This window comes from Pseudoalteromonas sp. SaAl2 (assembly GCF_052947895.1).
On the sequence record NZ_CM129605.1, the window covers coordinates 2,098,651 to 2,116,049 of the forward strand.

Annotated in this window: 12 protein-coding genes and 2 pseudogenes; 6 read left to right on the forward strand and 8 right to left on the reverse strand. The window is 40.7% G+C overall.

The features are described 5' to 3' along the window. Nucleotides 1–25: 25 nt before the first annotated feature. Nucleotides 26–1,468, reverse strand: coding sequence for a glyceraldehyde-3-phosphate dehydrogenase (locus ACU8V8_RS10110; protein ID WP_446887380.1), 1,443 nt, complete (start codon nucleotides 1,466–1,468; stop codon nucleotides 26–28). 177 nt (nucleotides 1,469–1,645) lie between these two features. Between ACU8V8_RS10110 and ACU8V8_RS10115 the strand changes: the two genes are divergently transcribed. Beyond that, nucleotides 1,646–2,446, forward strand: a complete 801-nt coding sequence (locus ACU8V8_RS10115; protein ID WP_446887381.1) for a DUF2989 domain-containing protein — start codon at nucleotides 1,646–1,648, stop codon at nucleotides 2,444–2,446. Nucleotides 2,447–2,492: 46 nt separating this feature from the next. Here ACU8V8_RS10115 and ihfA read toward each other — a convergent pair whose 3' ends face one another. The 5 genes and pseudogenes from ihfA to ACU8V8_RS10140 form a co-directional block, all read right to left on the reverse strand. Further along, on the reverse strand, nucleotides 2,493–2,792 hold the full coding sequence (gene ihfA / locus ACU8V8_RS10120; RefSeq protein ID WP_002960690.1) for an integration host factor subunit alpha: 300 nt from the start codon (nucleotides 2,790–2,792) through the stop codon (nucleotides 2,493–2,495). 2 nt (nucleotides 2,793–2,794) lie between these two features. Continuing rightward, complete coding sequence (gene pheT, locus ACU8V8_RS10125; RefSeq protein ID WP_446887382.1) at nucleotides 2,795–5,182, reverse strand: phenylalanine--tRNA ligase subunit beta; 2,388 nt, start codon at nucleotides 5,180–5,182, stop codon at nucleotides 2,795–2,797. 15 nt (nucleotides 5,183–5,197) lie between these two features. Next, nucleotides 5,198–6,179: pseudogene (pheS, locus tag ACU8V8_RS10130) on the reverse strand (phenylalanine--tRNA ligase subunit alpha). Nucleotides 6,180–6,322: 143 nt separating this feature from the next. Then, complete coding sequence (gene hda / locus ACU8V8_RS10135; RefSeq protein ID WP_446887383.1) at nucleotides 6,323–7,033, reverse strand: DnaA inactivator Hda; 711 nt, start codon at nucleotides 7,031–7,033, stop codon at nucleotides 6,323–6,325. Beyond that, nucleotides 7,033–8,088, reverse strand: a complete 1,056-nt coding sequence (locus tag ACU8V8_RS10140) for a DUF2066 domain-containing protein (protein WP_446887384.1) — start codon at nucleotides 8,086–8,088, stop codon at nucleotides 7,033–7,035. Before ACU8V8_RS10140 ends, hda begins: the two co-directional genes overlap by 1 nt. A 215-nt stretch (nucleotides 8,089–8,303) precedes the next feature. On the opposite strand from ACU8V8_RS10140, the gene ACU8V8_RS10145 reads away from it, so the two are divergent. The 3 genes from ACU8V8_RS10145 (at nucleotide 8,304) to ACU8V8_RS10155 (ending at nucleotide 10,775) form a co-directional block, all read left to right on the forward strand. Further along, on the forward strand, nucleotides 8,304–8,927 hold the full coding sequence (locus ACU8V8_RS10145) for a LysE family translocator (protein WP_446887385.1): 624 nt from the start codon (nucleotides 8,304–8,306) through the stop codon (nucleotides 8,925–8,927). A 294-nt stretch (nucleotides 8,928–9,221) separates the two neighbouring features. Beyond that, nucleotides 9,222–10,190, forward strand: coding sequence for a cysteine synthase A (gene cysK / locus ACU8V8_RS10150; RefSeq protein ID WP_087533652.1), 969 nt, complete (start codon nucleotides 9,222–9,224; stop codon nucleotides 10,188–10,190). 144 nt (nucleotides 10,191–10,334) lie between these two features. Next, nucleotides 10,335–10,775: a hypothetical protein gene (locus ACU8V8_RS10155; protein ID WP_446887386.1), complete on the forward strand. Its 441-nt coding sequence runs from the start codon at nucleotides 10,335–10,337 to the stop codon at nucleotides 10,773–10,775. Between the two features lie 41 nt (nucleotides 10,776–10,816). Here ACU8V8_RS10155 and ACU8V8_RS10160 read toward each other — a convergent pair. Then, nucleotides 10,817–13,091: pseudogene (locus tag ACU8V8_RS10160) on the reverse strand (acyl-CoA dehydrogenase). 180 nt (nucleotides 13,092–13,271) lie between these two features. Between ACU8V8_RS10160 and ACU8V8_RS10165 the strand changes: the two are divergent. Both ACU8V8_RS10165 and ACU8V8_RS10170 read left to right on the forward strand, forming a co-directional pair. Continuing rightward, nucleotides 13,272–15,113: a M2 family metallopeptidase gene (locus ACU8V8_RS10165; protein WP_446889620.1), complete on the forward strand. Its 1,842-nt coding sequence runs from the start codon at nucleotides 13,272–13,274 to the stop codon at nucleotides 15,111–15,113. 297 nt (nucleotides 15,114–15,410) lie between these two features. After that, nucleotides 15,411–16,523 carry a polysaccharide lyase family 7 protein gene (locus tag ACU8V8_RS10170; protein WP_446887387.1) on the forward strand — a complete coding sequence of 371 codons (1,113 nt, stop codon included), beginning with the start codon at nucleotides 15,411–15,413 and terminating at the stop codon, nucleotides 16,521–16,523. Nucleotides 16,524–16,594: 71 nt separating this feature from the next. On the opposite strand, the gene ACU8V8_RS10175 is transcribed toward ACU8V8_RS10170, so the two are convergent. Beyond that, nucleotides 16,595–17,392 carry a M48 family metalloprotease gene (locus tag ACU8V8_RS10175; protein ID WP_446887388.1) on the reverse strand — a complete coding sequence of 266 codons (798 nt, stop codon included), beginning with the start codon at nucleotides 17,390–17,392 and terminating at the stop codon, nucleotides 16,595–16,597. Nucleotides 17,393–17,399 lie beyond the last annotated feature (7 nt).

Here is a 17,399-nt window from a genome sequence, read left to right on the forward strand (position 1 = left end):
TGTAAATATTTTTAATTATTAGTAATTAACGTGGCAAGCTTGGGAATGAAACCTCTGCCATATCACGCATACAGCGCACAACCTGACAGCTATAGCCAAATTCATTATCGTACCAAACATAAAGTACAACACGGTTACCATCAACAATTGTCGCTTGCGAATCAACAACACCGGCGTAACGGCTGCCGACTAAGTCAGTTGATACGATTTCTGTAGAGGCGGTGTAATCAATTTGGTCGCGTAAATCAGAATGCAAGGCAGCATCACGTAAGAAAGAGTTTAATTCTTCTACTGAGGTGTCTTTTGCTAAGTTAAGGTTCAAAATGGCTAAAGATACATTTGGCGTCGGAACGCGGATGGCATTACCTGTCAGCTTGCCTTCAAGCTCTGGTAACGCTTTTGATACTGCTTTAGCAGCGCCAGTTTCTGTGATAACCATATTCAGTGCAGCAGCACGTCCACGACGTTCAGCTTTATGATAGTTATCAATTAAGTTTTGGTCATTGGTATAAGAATGCACCGTTTCAACATGACCGTTGTTGATACCAAACTTATCGTTCAATGCTTTAAGTGTTGGTGTAATTGCGTTAGTTGTACAGCTTGCCGCACATACAATTTTATCTTCAGGTAAAATATCTTGATTATTTACACCATAAACGATGTTTTTGATATTACCTTTTGCGGGGGCTGTTAATAATACTTTTGCAGCACCTTTTGACTCTAGGTGTTGACCAAGACCTGCTTCATCTTTCCAGATACCCGTGTTATCAACAACCAATGCATTTTCGATACCGTAAGCGGTGTAATCTACTTCATTTGGCGAGTTAGCGTAGATAACTTGAATATAGCTACCATTTGCTTTAATTGCGTTACGCTCTTTATCAATGGTGATAGAGCCATTGAATGGGCCATGGATTGAATCACGGCGTAAAAGGCTTGCACGTTTTTCAAGGTCGCCCTCTTTACCACCACGCACAACAATTGCACGTAAACGTAAGTCAGCATATGGGCCTGATTTTTCAATTAGCAAACGCGCTAATAAACGGCCAATACGGCCAAAGCCATATAGTACGACATCACGAGGCTCTTTTGCTTTTGAATTAATGATTTCTGCTAATTCATCATTTAGATAATCTTCAATTGAACGACCTTTAGCAGCATCGTTAAATAAATAACCATAAGCAAGTTTACCAATATCAATACGTGCTGAGTTTAAATCCATTTTGCTGATGGCTTCTAAAAACGGGAAGCTTTCGCGTAAACGTAATTTAGTACCTTCAAACTGCGCCACTGTTTTATGAGATTTAATGATATCAATGGTGCTCGCATTAACAAGTGGACGACCATATACTGCAATTTCAATACCGCGACTACGGTAAAGTTTACCTATAATTGGTTGCATGCTTTCTGCGTAATCTTGGCGCTCTTGCCAGCTATTTGTATATTCTAACTCGTGAGATGAGGTCATGTTTTTTACCTAATTAAACAATTTTTGAACGGATAACCATAATGCGAATTATGCATGTGAGAGCAATTCACTAATATGGGCATGGCTATTCTAATTTAAACTCACTTTATTCTCCACTGTTACAGAGCAATTCATTGCGTTAGAATAGATAAGAAATTATTACTGTGGGATTGAGGGATGTTGCTCAGAGCAAGTGCATTATTGAGTTTATTAGTACTAACCGGGTGTGAAGAGACGCTTACGCAAGCAAAGGTGTGTAAAGAAACCCCTGGGTTATGTAACGATTTAAACAAAGACAGTCACTGTAAAAAACAACGTACTGATGTAATTTTGGCACGCTACCATGAATATAAACAGCCCACTGAAGAGAACAAATACTCGCTACTACAAGGCTTTGAACAGTACAGCCAGTGCGTATCACTTGCGGCAAAAATTGAACACATCAAACTCAAAGAAAAAACCACCTCTCGTGTTGAAGGTCATTTAACAAGCATCAAAGAGATGACGCGAATTTATCAAGATACTAAGGGCACTAACCATCCTGGATTACTTTATTATCATTGGTCTCGCAATAATGATCAGTCTGCATTGACTAAACTTTTAGCACTTGAAGATGATCCAAGTGTAACGCAAGATGCACAAATGCAGTTTTTCTTAGCGTCTTACTATATTAAGTTTGATGAAGATAAAACCATTGATTTGCTCTATAAAACGTTGGAGCTCAATGAAGCACAACAGACACCAAATCCTGAAGTGTATATAACCTTAGTGAGTTTATTTAACAAACACGAGAAATTTAAGCACGCATATACCTTTGCACGTGTTGCTCAATTATCAGGCATTACAAATATTGATATTTTACCAATTGAGCACAAAATAACGGCCACAGGTAAAAGTTTAGACAGTTTAGAGACATTGGCGCAGCAAACCTACGACAGCATTCAAAGCGGTCAATTTGTATCGCCACGAGAGTTTTAATATCTCACCAGTCAGAAAAGAAAAAGGCAGCTTACGCTGCCTTTTTTTATTTTGCTTTGCTAGTGCCTACTTCAACACGAGTCTTTAATTTCTGACCCGGTCTAAAAGTGACCACTCGACGCGCCGAAATAGGAATATCTTCTCCTGTTTTCGGATTACGCCCTGGCCTTTCTTTTTTGTCACGAAGATCAAAGTTACCAAATCCAGAGAGCTTAACCTGCTCGCCTTTTTCAAGCGCTGAGCGGATTTCTTCAAAAAACGCTTCAACTAAATCTTTGGCATCTTTTTTATTGATCCCGAGTTTTTCAAATAGGTGTTCAGCTATGTCGGCTTTAGTAAGCGCCATATCTAGTCCCTCAACGATGCATTAAACTGTTCGGCCAGTGCGGCCACCACGTTATCAACTACCTGATTGATATCTTTCTCTTCGAGTGTTCTATCAACCGCCTGCAGTGTTAGAGCAATCGCCAAACTCTTATAATTTGGCTCAATACCTTTGCCCTTATACACATCGAATAAGTTTAGGTCAACCAATTGATTTCCGCCAACTTTTTCTATCACTGATAAAATGTCGCCAGATTTCACCTGATCTTCCACTAAAATAGCGATGTCGCGGCGGTTTGAAGGGAACTTAGATACCCCTACAGCTTCAGGTAAATTTCTTTTTTCAATTGCTGACATTTCAATTTCAAATACATAAGCCGCATTATTAATATCTAGCGATTTTTGTACTTGCGGGTGAATGGCACCAAAGAAACCTACTTTTTTGCCATCAACGTAGATAGCAGCAGATTGACCTGGGTGTAAACCATCAGATTGCTCTGCTTTGATCTCAAAACGATTTATATCATTGGTTAATGAAAGTAATGCTTCAACATCACCTTTTAAATCATAAAAATCAACATTACGCTTTTCTTCAACCCAATGCTCACCATGAGCAAGGCCCGTAATAACACCACCAATAACTGCCACTTGGTTAACGCCGTTTTCTGCGTTTTCATCACGTAAGAATTTAAGGCCATGTTCGAATAAACGAATTCGAGGCTGCTGGCGGTTTTGGTTATAAACTAATGACGCTAACAATCCTGGCATTAAGCTTACACGCATTGCTGACATATCACTTGAGATCGGATGCGGTAAGATAAGTGCATCGCTGTCTGGGTGCAAAATAGTTTGCGCTTTTGGATCAACAAAACTGTAAGTAATGGCTTCTTGATAACCACGTGTAACAAGTGCATTGCGGAATTTATTCACGGCAATGGTGGCTTCATTATGCGTCGTCATTTTCAATTTAGCTGTAGGTGCTACATTTGGAATACTGTTGTAACCAAATACACGCGCTACTTCTTCAATTAAATCCTCTTCGATGCGAATATCAAAGCGGTAGCTTGGTACATCAGCACTCCACACACCATCAACAATTTTCACATCAAGACCTAAGCGCGTTAGGATATCCGTTACTTTTTCATCGGCAATGTGATGGCCTATTACGCGGTCTAGACGTTCACGGCGTAGGCGCACTTCTGTTACTTTTGGTAACTTATCTTTAGCAACGGCCTCAACAACTGGGCCTGCTTCACCACCTACAATATCAAGTAATAATGCAGTCGCACGTTCCATGGCATCATGTTGCAGTGCAAAATCAACACCACGCTCATAGCGGTGTGATGCATCCGTATGTAGGCCGTAGCTACGAGCTTGACCTGCAATTGCAACTGGGTTGAAAAATGCGCTTTCTAATAAAATATCAGCGGTTTTTTCTGTTACACCTGATTGCTCGCCACCAAAAATACCGGCAATTGCCAACGCTTTATTGTGATCGGCTATTACTAAGGTTGATTCATTTAGCGTTGCTGTGTTGCCATCAAGTAGAACAAGTTCTTCATCAGCGTTTGCACTGCGAACTTTAATACCGCCTTCAATTGCATTTAAGTCAAACGCATGCATTGGATGGCCTAGCTCAAGCAACACAAAATTAGTTACATCAACCACAGGGTCGATTGAACGAATACCACTACGACGTAGTTTTTCTACCATCCAAAGCGGCGTTTCTGCATCAAGGTTAATGCCTTTAATCACGCGGCCTAAATAACGTGGACAGGCATCTTCATTAACTAGTTCAATTGATATTTTGTCGTCAATTGTGGCTTTAACAGCTGGAATTTCTAATGCTTTAACGTCAATGCTGTTAAGCACACCGACTTCACGAGCAATGCCTTTAATACCAAGGCAGTCACCGCGGTTAGGGGTTAAATCAACATCGATGATATTGTCATCAAGCCCTAAATATTCACGTAAATCAGCGCCTACAGGCGCATCTAATGGCAATTCCATAATGCCATCGCCTTCTTCACTAATACCTAGCTCAACAAACGCACATAACATGCCGTGAGATGGTTGACCACGAAGCTTGGCTTTCTTAATTTTAAAGTCGCCCGGTAATACAGCACCTACAGTTGCTACTGCAACCTTAATACCTTGACGACAATTTGGTGCGCCACACACAATATCAAGAAGCTCATCGCCACCAACATTGACTTTTGTTACACGTAATTTGTCTGCATCTGGGTGTTGACCACATTCAACCACTTCACCAACTACAACACCGTTAAATTTGGCTGCTGCAGGCTCTACAGCATCAACTTCAAGACCGGCCATCGATAACTGTTCCGAAAGAGCCTGCGTGTCAATTGCAGGATTAACCCACTCTCTTAACCACTTTTCACTAAATTTCATTTTATATCTTCACTCTTAACGGAACTGGTTTAGGAATTTTAAATCGTTTTCGAAAAATGCACGTAAGTCATTTACGCCATAGCGCAACATGGTTAAACGCTCTACACCCATACCAAAGGCAAAACCGGTGTATTTTTCAGGATCAATACCCACTGATTTAAGTACATTAGGGTGAACCATGCCACAACCTAATACTTCTAACCATTTACCATTTTTACCCATCACATCTACTTCAGCTGACGGTTCAGTGAATGGGAAGTAAGATGGACGGAAACGAATTTCCATGTCTTCTTCAAAGAAGTTACGTAAGAAATCGTGCAAAATACCTTTAAGCTCTGTGAAGCTCACATCTGTATCGACCATTAGGCCTTCAACCTGATGGAACATTGGTGTGTGTGTCTGGTCATAATCATTACGGTAAACACGGCCCGGAGAAATAATTCTCAGTGGTGGCTGCTCAGTTTCCATAGTACGTATTTGTACACCACTTGTTTGGGTACGTAACACAAGCTTTGGATTAAAATAGAAGGTATCGTGATCAGCACGTGCTGGATGATGCTCAGGAATATTTAGCGCATCGAAGTTATGAAAATCATCTTCAACTTCAGGACCTGATTTAACAGCAAAACCTAATTCACCAAAAAAGCTTTCAATACGCTCAATTGTACGTGTAACTGGATGAAGGCCACCAGTAGGCATAACGCGTCCTGGCAGTGTTACATCAATTGTTTCTGCGGCTAATTTTTCTTCAAGTGCTTTGCTAGCAAGTAATTCGCGTTTTTCGTTAATCGCGACTTGTACATCTTGTTTTGCTTGATTGATAACTTGACCGGCTTCTTTACGCTCTTCTGGCGCAATCTTACCAAGCGTTTTTAATAAGCTGGTGATTTCGCCCTTTTTTACCAAGATAATTTACCCTGATATCTTCAAGCTGCGCGATTTCATTGGCACTGGCAACGGCCTCAAGTGCTTGCGCTAATATATTTTCTAAGTTCATTCGATACCTGATCTTTCACAGAAGGTGATTACAATTTTGTTGACTAATGATAACTGAAAGCAAGGACTAGATTCTAGGCTTTATACTAATCTTATTGAATTCTTTCTGAATAACATGCGTCTAAAAGCGAGGAAATAGGTTTTTTACAACTTTAATGCAGACTTTATAAAGGGAATAGTGAGTTTTCGTTGCGCAGCCATAGAAGCATGGTCAAGCTTATCCAGCACGTCTAATAACGCTCTCATGTCACGGCTTAGACGAGTTAATAAAAAACGAGCACATTCATCACTCAGTTCAAGCCCTCGCATATTTGCGCGTTTTACTAAAGCTTCCGCTTTATCATCGTCACTCATTGAACGAATCTGAAACGTCGTTCCCCATTTTAATCGCGACTCTAAATCAGGAAGTGTAATATTAAGCATATCTGGTAACAAATCTGCGGTAACCACTAAACACTTGCCTGGCTCATTAAAACGATTAAAAAAATTAAATAATGCTTTTTCCCACGCGTCATTACCTGCGACTAGGTGTACATCATCAATACACAATACATCTAATGCGTCTAAGCCATCGAGTACCATAGGACCAAAATCAATCACTTCACGCATTGACAACAACATGGTCGATAAACCACGTTCTTGCGCATGAATACACGTTGCATATAATAAATGAGATTTACCCGAGTCGCCTAAACCACACAAATAAGTATATTGAAACGTGGTCGCTAGGCTTTTAAAGGCATTTTTTAAGTGGCTAACTTCCAAGGAATTCTCACCACCAAAATACGATGCAAACGTTTCATCGTCAGGCAGTGTAACTGGAAGCGCCATTTGCACCGGCTCTAATGCCTGCATTATAAGCCGACCCATTGATAATCAAGATCATTCTCAGAAGCAACCTGATAAAAAGCTCTAGGATCGACAAACGCTTCAAATGTACGGTCTAACTCCAACGCTTTTTTAAAGTCACTTAAAGAACCAGTGTGATTAACTTCAAAGTAAATCGTTTGGCTATCACGTGAACGGATTACTACTTTTGTAACCACACTTAAACTTTCCAACCGTCTTTTTGCAAGCTCAATATCAACAAAACTTTGCGTGCCTTTAAGTTTAAAGATTGCTTGAGCAAGTTGCCCTGAAGAATTTGGATCGACAGCATACTCAGCTGCAAGCCCTGCTGCTAAGCTATCTATCATTAAAGCAATGGTTTGTTGCTTATCGCCCGTTAAACGATTTGCTTCAAATAAGTCATCGTTTGTAAAACGCCAATCAAGTACCCAGTTTTCGCTATCTTGCTGCGTATATAAACGTGCAGTAATGCTTCGCTCCGCTCTGTATCTGCTCGATGCTTGCTCTACTGGCTCAGAAAAATTACCCCACACTTCAGGGATACCAACTAATGCTCTGTCTTGTAGATCAAGTAACGGGACTACAACAGGTAACCCACGGCGAGCGGCAGTGTCATAAATTAGCTGCTCGAGTTGCGGGTAACTCTCTTGAGTTACAAGCTCTCGCCGCCAGTTATCTTCGATTGCTAACCAGATTGCGACTAAAGGTCTACGTGTTCCCCATAGCGGCAGGTTAAGCTCCTTGACCAATGCATTAATTTTATTGGCTTCAAATTTTACAACAAGTTGAAGTGTGCCGTCTGTTTTCTCATCATATTCAAATTTAAGCATATAATCAGAGATATCTTTACTACGCTGTTTAGCAAGCGGGTTTTGATCTGCATAAGGATCACCACTTACTTTTACCAAAACATTTAATAGTGCAGCACGGCTTGCCGTTAAACGTGCATCTCGGGATTTATCTTCAACCTTAAGTATATCTTGATATAAATCAGTAACTTCAACAGCTTTAATCGAATAACTGAAGAATATAGCAGTAAGTAAAATTAATAATCTAGACACAGGCCATTAGTTCTTGGTTTTAAACTAATTTGATCCTAATTCAAAGCACCGCACAAAGCAAAAATATATTCAAAATACCAAGCTATTTAATGTTACTAAGCAAAAGATGTAGCACTGCAGCTTTATATTTTTTGCTATAAACATAGCCGATTTCTTGGTTTAGAACGCAAGTTCTTGATATTGTCTAGTCCAGATAATTTTCAGTGGGTAACTTGATGTTTGATTTAGCAATACTGGCGGCATTTATACCGACATTCTTTTTTGTTTCAATCACACCCGGTATGTGTATGACGCTAGCAATGACACTTGGTATGAGTATTGGCGTCAGGCGGACTATGTGGATGATGCTAGGTGAGTTACTTGGTGTAGCTCTAGTAGCTATAGCTGCCGTATTAGGCGTGGCAAGTATCATGTTAAATTACCCGCAGGCATTTTCAATCTTAAAATGGGCCGGTGGTGCATATTTAGTCTTTATAGGCATTAGCATGTGGCGCGATCAGACTAAACTCAATCTAGATAATCATCAAAAGAGTAAAATAAGTCGCAAAACATTATTTAGCCAAGGGTTGGTGACTGCTATAGCTAACCCCAAAGGTTGGGCCTTTATGATCTCGTTACTGCCCCCTTTTATTAATATTGACTATGCTATTGCTCCTCAACTGAGTATTTTAGTTGCTGTAATACTTGTTAGTGAATTTGTTTGTATGATGGCCTATGCAACGGGTGGTAAAAGTTTACGCTTATTTTTAAACCGCGGCGATAATATCAAATGGATGAACGCAATCGCTGGCAGCTTAATGATAGCAGTAGGTGTCTGGTTGGCTATTGGATTACATTAAAGAGACAACTAAAAATGTGAGCATGTAGATAAACATCAAACTAAAATATCACTGACATATGTATAACCCATGCTGAAGGCACATTAATAAACCACTACGGCATAATAAAAAGAATTTTAATAACAAAAAACATATAATACTTAAAAGTTAATTTCATTTTATTATAAGCCGAATAGATATATCTTATACCCAAACTTTACTTTAGTTTTTTCTATTGAGCAGTAAAGTGTAGCTATTACAGATCGATTGTTATAATTCGATCCCGATTGAACAAATTGCACTCAAGGGACCACTATGTCTACAATTTTTGAAGATAATTCACTCAGCATTGGTAATACACCACTGGTAAAACTTAATCGAGTTACATCTGGTAATGTATTCGCTAAAATTGAATCTCGTAACCCAAGCTTTAGTGTTAAATGCCGGATCGGTGCATCAATGATTTGGGAAGCCGAAAAGTCTGGGCAATTAACGCAAGATAAAGAGCTAATTGAGCCGACCTCAGGTAACACAGGTATAGCACTAGCGTTTGTTGCAGCTTCTCGCGGTTATAAGCTTACACTTACTATGCCTAATACAATGAGCTTAGAACGTCGTAAATTACTAAAAGCTCTAGGCGCTAATTTAGTACTTACTGAGGGTGCTAAAGGTATGAATGGCGCAATCGAAAAAGCAAAAGAAATTCAAGCAAGCGATCCAACTAAATTCATTCTGTTACAACAATTTGAAAACCCTGCGAACCCTAAAATTCACTTTGAAACAACAGGCCCTGAAATTTTCAATGCAACTGACGGCAAAGTAGATTTCTTCGTTGCGGGTGTAGGTACTGGCGGTACAATTACTGGTGTAAGCCGCTACTTGAAGCTTGAAAAAGGCTTAGATGTTAAATCAATTGCGGTAGAGCCTACAAACTCTCCTGTTATTAGCCAAACATTAGCTGGGGAAGACGTAACGCCTGGGCCTCATAAAATCCAAGGTATCGGCGCGGGCTTTATTCCTGGAAACTTAGATTTAGATGTTATCGATGCAGCTGAACAAGTGTCTAATGAAGATGCTATTGCTATGGCGCACCAGTTAATGAAAGATGAAGGTATTTTAGTCGGTATTTCATCTGGTGCTGCAGTGGTTGCAGCAAAACGCATTGCTGAACTACCAGAAAATGCAGACAAAAATATTGTTGTTATTTTACCAAGCGCAACTGAACGCTACTTATCTAGCCCATTATTTGCTGAAGAGTTCTCAGAGCAAGAACTAGTACAGTAGTAACAACTGTACATTTAAAAGGATGCTAATTAGCATCCTTTTTTATTATTTATAACTAAATAAACAACTAATATAAGTGTTTAACTTTACATATTCCTCGTTTAGTCTCACACTAAATCATCAATAATAATTCAATTAATGCGAATGAAATTATTTCTAACTATTTGCACATTTGTTTGTGCGTTCATGCTGCAAGGCTGTGGCGATGATGTAACCCCTTCCGGTGAAAACAATACCCCAGGCGAAAGTGCCGCGCTTTACTTTGACACGCTTTATAATGCTAAAGACCTTAGTAAAGCGATGACAATGGCGACACCAAAGCTTGCACGTATTATGAAATCATACGGCACCGCAAAGCAATTTGCGCGAAACTTAGTAAACATGCAGTACGATGAAGTTGTTATCGAAGTTGATATGACCAATATGAGTCTGCGCGAGCAGTACGGGGATAAAGCAAATATTAACTTAATTTTCACTGGTTATTTTAACGGTGACAAAATAGATGATATGCGTAGCGTAAAAATGGTACGTAAAAAAGGCAAATGGTACGTTGATAAAATAAACGCCGACCCATTTGCCAGATAAGTTTCAAATCTAAAGCCTCACTACTGCTGAGGCTTTTTTATTTAGAGCTCACCTTCTTTATAGTTATCTACTGCAATAGCTTGCTTTCTCAACTCATTTGCTTCATTGAGCCTTTGCCCTTCCTCGGCAGTAACAAGTTGTTTTGCAATTGCGTCATTAATCGCTGTTGCAATGTCGGCGTTACGGTTTAGCGTTCCTTCACGTTGCCATTTTTTTAATCGCTTAAATGCATTCGCCGTGTCATGCATAGCAATAAAGGCGTTTTCCATTACCCCAGTGCCAGCATTATCGTCGATATAACATAAATGAGTTAAACGGTTCCTAAATACACCCGGCTGCGTCATGTGTTCACATACGGCTTGTGCAATCTCATCACTAGGTCGGTGATAATGATTCCCCAGTGGGAAAACAATGCGTTTTAATAAGAAGTTAACCACTGGGTTTGAGAAGTTTTTAAAGAAACCATCAAACGCTTGACCAATTTCAAACAGAGAGCGCTCTACAGAATATTGCACAAATGCTAAATCAGCTTGCTGACGACCTTCGTCTTCAAAGCGCTTTAATACCGTTGATGCAAGATAAAGATGACTCAGTACATCACCTAAACGAGCAGAAATCATCTCTTTACGTTTAAGCTCCCCGCCTAAAATAAGCATGGCTACATCTGTACAAAACGCTAAACTACGACTCATTCTACCAAGGTGTTTATAATAATTAGCTGTTGCACCACAAACAGGCGATTTTGCAAAGACACTGCGCGTTAAGCCATGAATAAACGCCATACCCGCATTGGTACCTGCAAAAAGAATATGCTGTAGCAATAATGCATCGAACTCTTTTAATGCAACATCTTCGTCTTCCATTGCCGCCGCTTCCATTTCTTTAAGCACAAATGGATGGCAGCGAGTTGCACCTTGTCCAAAAATCATCAAGTTACGGGTTAGAATATTGGCGCCTTCAACTGTAATAGACACTGGAATTCCCATATACCCGTGAGCTAAATAATTATTTGGGCCAACTTGTATGCCTTTGCCTGAATGAATATCCATGGCATCGTTCATAACGGTACGACCCATTTCAGTCATATGGTATTTAGCAATAGCCGTTACCACTGACGGGCTTAATTTAAGGTCGATTGCACCTGCTGTCATTAATCTACAGGCTTCTAGGCTGTAAGTTAACCCACCTATCCGTGCTAGTGCTTCTTGTACCCCCTCGAATTGGCCAATTGATAAACCAAATTGTTGGCGCACCATCGCATATGCTGACGTCATACGCGCGCATAAATGCCCAGTTGCACTGCTTAGTGCAGGCAATGAAATACCTCGGCCAGCACTTAAACATTCAACCAACATACGCCAACCACGGCCTGCGCCTTGTTGCCCACCGATAATCCAATCTAATGGAATAAACACATCTTTGCCGTATGTCGTGCCGTTCATAAATGCCATATTAAGTGGGAAATGGCGTTCGCCTGTTTCAACACCTGGATGATCAGTTGGAATCAACGCACAGGTAATACCCAACTCTTTGTGCTTGCCTAATAAACCATCTGGATCATACATTTTAAAAGCAAGACCAAGTACTGTTGCCACAGGCGCTAATGTTATATAACGTTTTGACCAATTCAAACGTAAACCAATTATTTCCTCACCATTGAACTCTCCCTTACAAACAACTCCTGAATCAGGAATGCTGCCGGCATCAGAGCCGGCTTCTGGCCCTGTCAATGCAAAACATGGCACATCTTCACCAGTAGCAAGAGTTGGTAACCACCGTTGTTGTTGTTCTTTGGTACCGTAATGCAGTAAAAGCTCGCCCGGACCTAAACTATTAGGTACCATAACAGTGACCGCCGCCGTTAAGCTTTTGGTCGCAATTTTAGCCACTATAGTCGAGTTTGCGATAGCCGAGAACGACGACCGCCAAATTCTTCTGGAATAATAAGTGCAAAAAAGCCTTTTATTTTTAAGTAATCCCATACTTCTTTTGGCAGGTCTTTGTCTTTTTGTACTATTTGATAGTCATCTAGCATCGCAAGCAATGTTTCAACTTCGTTATCTAAAAACGCTCGCTCTTTTTCACTGAGCTCTGGTTTAGGGTAGCTATGTAACACCTGCCAATCAGGGTTACCACTAAATAGCTCTCCATCCCACCAAACATCCCCGCTTCCATCGCTTCACGCTCGGTTTGCGATAATGGAGGAAGGACTTTTTTGAAAAACTTAAATGCAGGGCGACTAATTAAGCTAATGCGAATATCTTTTACCGCAAAAATAACTATCACCACGACCAGTAATAATATGAACACTGACATGGAAACTATCCTTTTAATTAATGAAAATGACTAGCTTCAATTATGACCGATCCTTTTATAAATACAATGTCACTGTCGACATCGTCTGTCTTTCGCCAACTCACTTGATAAATTTTGCCTAAGAGACAGACGCTGCTATTATCCTACCCGACAAATAACAAATATAAGGGTCACAACATGATTACTCCACAGTTTAAGCTCAGTTTAAGCGCCTTGATGGTGGCAAGCACCATAGCACTGTCTGGCTGCAACCAAGAAACAGCAAAAAACAGTACAACGGCTGTAACACCAGCCCCTGTAAACGCAAAAGATGCCCTTGCATTTATTGATAAAACCGAACAAGAACTCAATGCGCTTTATTTAGAATCAAGCCGTGCTGAATGGATTTACGCAAACTTTATAACACATGATACTGCAGCACTTTCTGCTGAAGTAAACCGCAAAATGACCGAGGCTGTTGTGCGTCTTGCTAATGAAGCGGCAAAGTTTGACGAATTAGAACTTGATTACGATGCGCGCCGCAAACTAAATAAACTAAAACTGGCATTAACGTTACCAGCACCTCAAGACGCAGAAAAAACAGCAAAGCTTTCGCAACTTGTTGCTGAGCTAGGTGGTTTATATGGCAAAGGTAAATACTGTAAAGATGACGGCTCATGCTTAAGCTTAGGTGATATGACGGCAAAAATGGCGAGCAGCCGTGATTACAATGAACTGCTTGATTTATGGCAAGGCTGGCGTCAAGTTTCAAAACCGATGCGTCCACTATATGAACAACAAGTTGCACTGACAAATGAAGGTGCAAAAGAGCTTGGTTACGCAGACACTGGTGCTATGTGGCGCAGTAAATATGATATGCCTGCGGATGATTTTGCCACCGAACTTGACCGTATTTGGGGTCAGGTAAAACCGCTATATGACTCATTACACTGTCATGTTCGCGCTAAGCTTGGCGAAAAGTATGGTGAAGATAAAGTACCACAAGATCAACCTATCCCAGCACACCTATTAGGCAATATGTGGGCACAAACATGGGGCAATATTTATGATGTTGTCGCACCTGAAAATGCAGACCCAGGTTATGATGTGACCGCTTTACTCGCCGAACATAATTATGATGAACTAAAAATGGTTCGTGGCGCAGAAAAATTCTTTACATCTATGGGCTTCAATCCCCTGCCAGAGACATTCTACGAGCGTTCATTGTTTACAAAGCCACAAGATCGTGACGTACAATGCCATGCCTCAGCATGGAATATTGACAGTAAAGACGACCTGCGTATAAAAATGTGTATACAGCGCACTGGTGAAGAGTTTTCGGTAATTCACCATGAGCTTGGCCACAACTTTTACCAGCGTGCTTACAACACGCAACCGCTTTATTATCAAGAAAGTGCTAACGATGGTTTCCATGAAGCAATTGGTGACACCATTGCACTGTCTGTTACACCCGGTTACCTAAAAGAAATTGGTTTATTAGAGCAAGTTTCTGATGAATCAAAAGACATTGGCCTCTTAATGAAAATGGCACTGGATAAAGTTGCCTTTATTCCGTTTGGGCTGCTCGTTGATCAATGGCGCTGGAAGGTATTCTCTGGTGAAGTCACACCAGCAAACTACAACCAAGCTTGGTGGGATTTACGTCAGAAGTACCAAGGGGTACAAGCGCCAATTGCACGTACTGAGTCTGACTTTGATCCAGGTGCAAAATACCATGTACCTGGTAACACGCCTTACACCCGCTATTTCTTAGCCCATATCTTACAATTTGATTTCCACCGTAGCCTATGTGAAATAGCAGGAAACAAAGAAGCGATTCACCGCTGCTCTGTATATAATTCAAAAGAAGCCGGTGAAAAGCTTAACGCGATGCTAGAAATGGGCTCAAGCCGTCCATGGCAAGAAGCACTTGCTACGGTAACCGGTAAACCTGAAATGGATGCGACGGCGCTACTGGATTATTTTGCGCCATTACAAAAATACTTAGATGAGCAAAATCAAGGTCGCCAATGTGGCTGGTAAGCTAAGTTTTAAATAACAAAGTCACTAAGCCCGTACCCTACGGGCTTAGTTTTTATATCGCCACGGTATTATCTTCATAGGCAACTAACCTTAGCTGCAACAGCACACATTTTAGTATTCACCTTCATAATTTAACACCATGTATAACCTTACACTGGTAATTGGCATGACAAAAAACGTAAACGTTTAATTTAAACTCTTATTTTATTTTATCAATTGGTATGGTTGATTAAATTAATTGGTCTGTTATATTTTGTAAATTGGTTTTAACACACGCGTAAAATTAAAGAGACAAAAATGAAAAATAATCGACTTAAGCAATGTGCTTTTTATGGTACGGTGATACCGCTTTCTCTTTCAATACTAGCAGCTTGTAGTAGCAACGGCGGCGACAAACCTCAAGACACTGGCAATAGCACCAACTTAGTCCCTGCCGATAAATTTGATCTTAGCCACTGGAAAATAACTTTACCAATGGATCAAGACAGCAACGGTAAAATCGACGAAATAGATGTAGAAGAAATTCAAACCTATGCTCACCCTGATTATTTTTATTTAGATGATCAAGGCGGGATGGTATTTACCAGCCCAAATAAAGCAATTACAACGGCGACTTCAAGTAATACTCGTAGTGAATTACGTCAAATGATCCGTGGTACAAATACTAAAATTAAAACAAAAAACTCTCGCAACAACTTTGCGCTTGCTGCACACCCGCTATCAGAAAGGTTTGGCTCAGTTGGCGGAAAAATGTCTGCCACACTAAAAGTTGATCATGTTGCTGTTCGTGCCGGTTACCCAGATAAGCCACCTGCCTATAGCGTCGTCGTTGGACAGATCCACGCAGGTAAAGACAAAGCCTTAATTGAGAAAGACTTTGGCTTTGGTTGGGGCAACGAACCGATTAAAATTTACTATAAAAAATGGCCAGATCACGAAACCGGATCTGTGTTTTGGAACTACGAACGTAACTTACCAAAAGATGATCCAAATCGTACTGATATCACCTACCCAGTTTGGGGTAATACCTGGAAAAACCCTGAAGAGCCTGGCGCTGCGGGTATCGCCCTTGGTGAAGAGTTTAGCTACGAAATCAATGTGTATGAAAGCACAATGCACCTGACATTTACTGCAAAAGGAAAACCAACAGTAAAATACGCTATTGATTTATCAAACAACGTCGATGCTAACGGTGAAGTTGATAAATACGATCACCCATTAGGTTACTTAGCTGACTGGCATTACTTTAAAGCCGGTGCTTATAACCAATGTAGCACCAAAGATTCACCGGGTGGTTGGTACACAGCCTGCCCCGGTACGGGTGATTGGAAAACCGATAAAGCCAATGGTGACTACACACAAGTTACTTTTTCTAAGTTAGTGCTTAGTGACGCAACACCTGTAAATTAAGATTACAAATAATTCCCCTGAACAAAAGCCTGTATTTTTACAGGCTTTTATCATTTTAAACACAATTTAAATTACAAGGTACACTGAGGTTTTTTGCCAGAGTTGTTTGCCGCTTTTCGCTCTGTTAATGCCTCTGACATGTTCGCTTGTAACTCTTTGATTCGATTACCCGGAGCTGGGTGAGTCGACATAAACTCTGGTGTTTCACCACTGCCCGCCTGGCTCATGTTTTGCCAAAGCGTAACCGACTCCTGTGGGTTAAAGCCCGCCTTTGCCATGAGGTCTAAGCCAATAATGTCAGCTTCTGACTCATGAGAGCGGCTAAACGGTAAAATAACCCCATACTGAGCGCCTAACCCTAAAGCTTGCATAATTTCACCACGGTATTGCACATTTCCCATATCAAGGGCGGCACTGCCCACTTGCATGCCGGTTTGTAAAATTGAACTTTGTGATACTCGCTCGTTAGAATGCTCTGCAATGACATGGCCCACTTCATGACCGATAACAGTCGCAAGTTGATCTTGGTTTTTAGCGACTTGAAGCAAGCCTGTATGAACACCAATATAGCCACCAGGTAAAGCAAACGCGTTGGCAGAGTCTTCTTCAAACACTACAACTTCCCATTTTTGAGACGCGTATTGCTGTGGTAGCACAGCAATTACATCTTCAGCAATACACTTAACGTAAGCATTAACCGATGGATCATTATTAATCTTTTGATTTTGCTTCATATCAGCAAAACTTTGCTGCCCCATTTGGCTCATTTCTTGATCAGAATAAAGCGCAAGCTGAGTGCGACCCGTTGGTGATGTTTTACAGCCTGCTAATACAGCCGTAGCAAGTATCGCCAAAACTAACTTTTTCATTGTATTC

Bases quoted from the DNA above. Each gene is read 5' to 3' on its own strand.
- ACU8V8_RS10115 (WP_446887381.1), top strand. From the start codon at position 1,646: ATGTTGCTCAGAGCAAGTGCATTATTGAGTTTATTAGTACTAACCGGG.
- ihfA (WP_002960690.1), bottom strand. From the start codon at position 2,792: ATGGCGCTTACTAAAGCCGACATAGCTGAACACCTATTTGAAAAACTC.
- pheT (WP_446887382.1), bottom strand. From the start codon at position 5,182: ATGAAATTTAGTGAAAAGTGGTTAAGAGAGTGGGTTAATCCTGCAATT.
- ACU8V8_RS10110 (WP_446887380.1), bottom strand. From the start codon at position 1,468: ATGACCTCATCTCACGAGTTAGAATATACAAATAGCTGGCAAGAGCGC.
- ACU8V8_RS10145 (WP_446887385.1), top strand. From the start codon at position 8,304: ATGTTTGATTTAGCAATACTGGCGGCATTTATACCGACATTCTTTTTT.
- cysK (WP_087533652.1), top strand. From the start codon at position 9,222: ATGTCTACAATTTTTGAAGATAATTCACTCAGCATTGGTAATACACCA.
- ACU8V8_RS10175 (WP_446887388.1), bottom strand. From the start codon at position 17,392: ATGAAAAAGTTAGTTTTGGCGATACTTGCTACGGCTGTATTAGCAGGC.
- ACU8V8_RS10155 (WP_446887386.1), top strand. From the start codon at position 10,335: ATGAAATTATTTCTAACTATTTGCACATTTGTTTGTGCGTTCATGCTG.
- ACU8V8_RS10170 (WP_446887387.1), top strand. From the start codon at position 15,411: ATGAAAAATAATCGACTTAAGCAATGTGCTTTTTATGGTACGGTGATA.
- hda (WP_446887383.1), bottom strand. From the start codon at position 7,033: ATGCAGGCATTAGAGCCGGTGCAAATGGCGCTTCCAGTTACACTGCCT.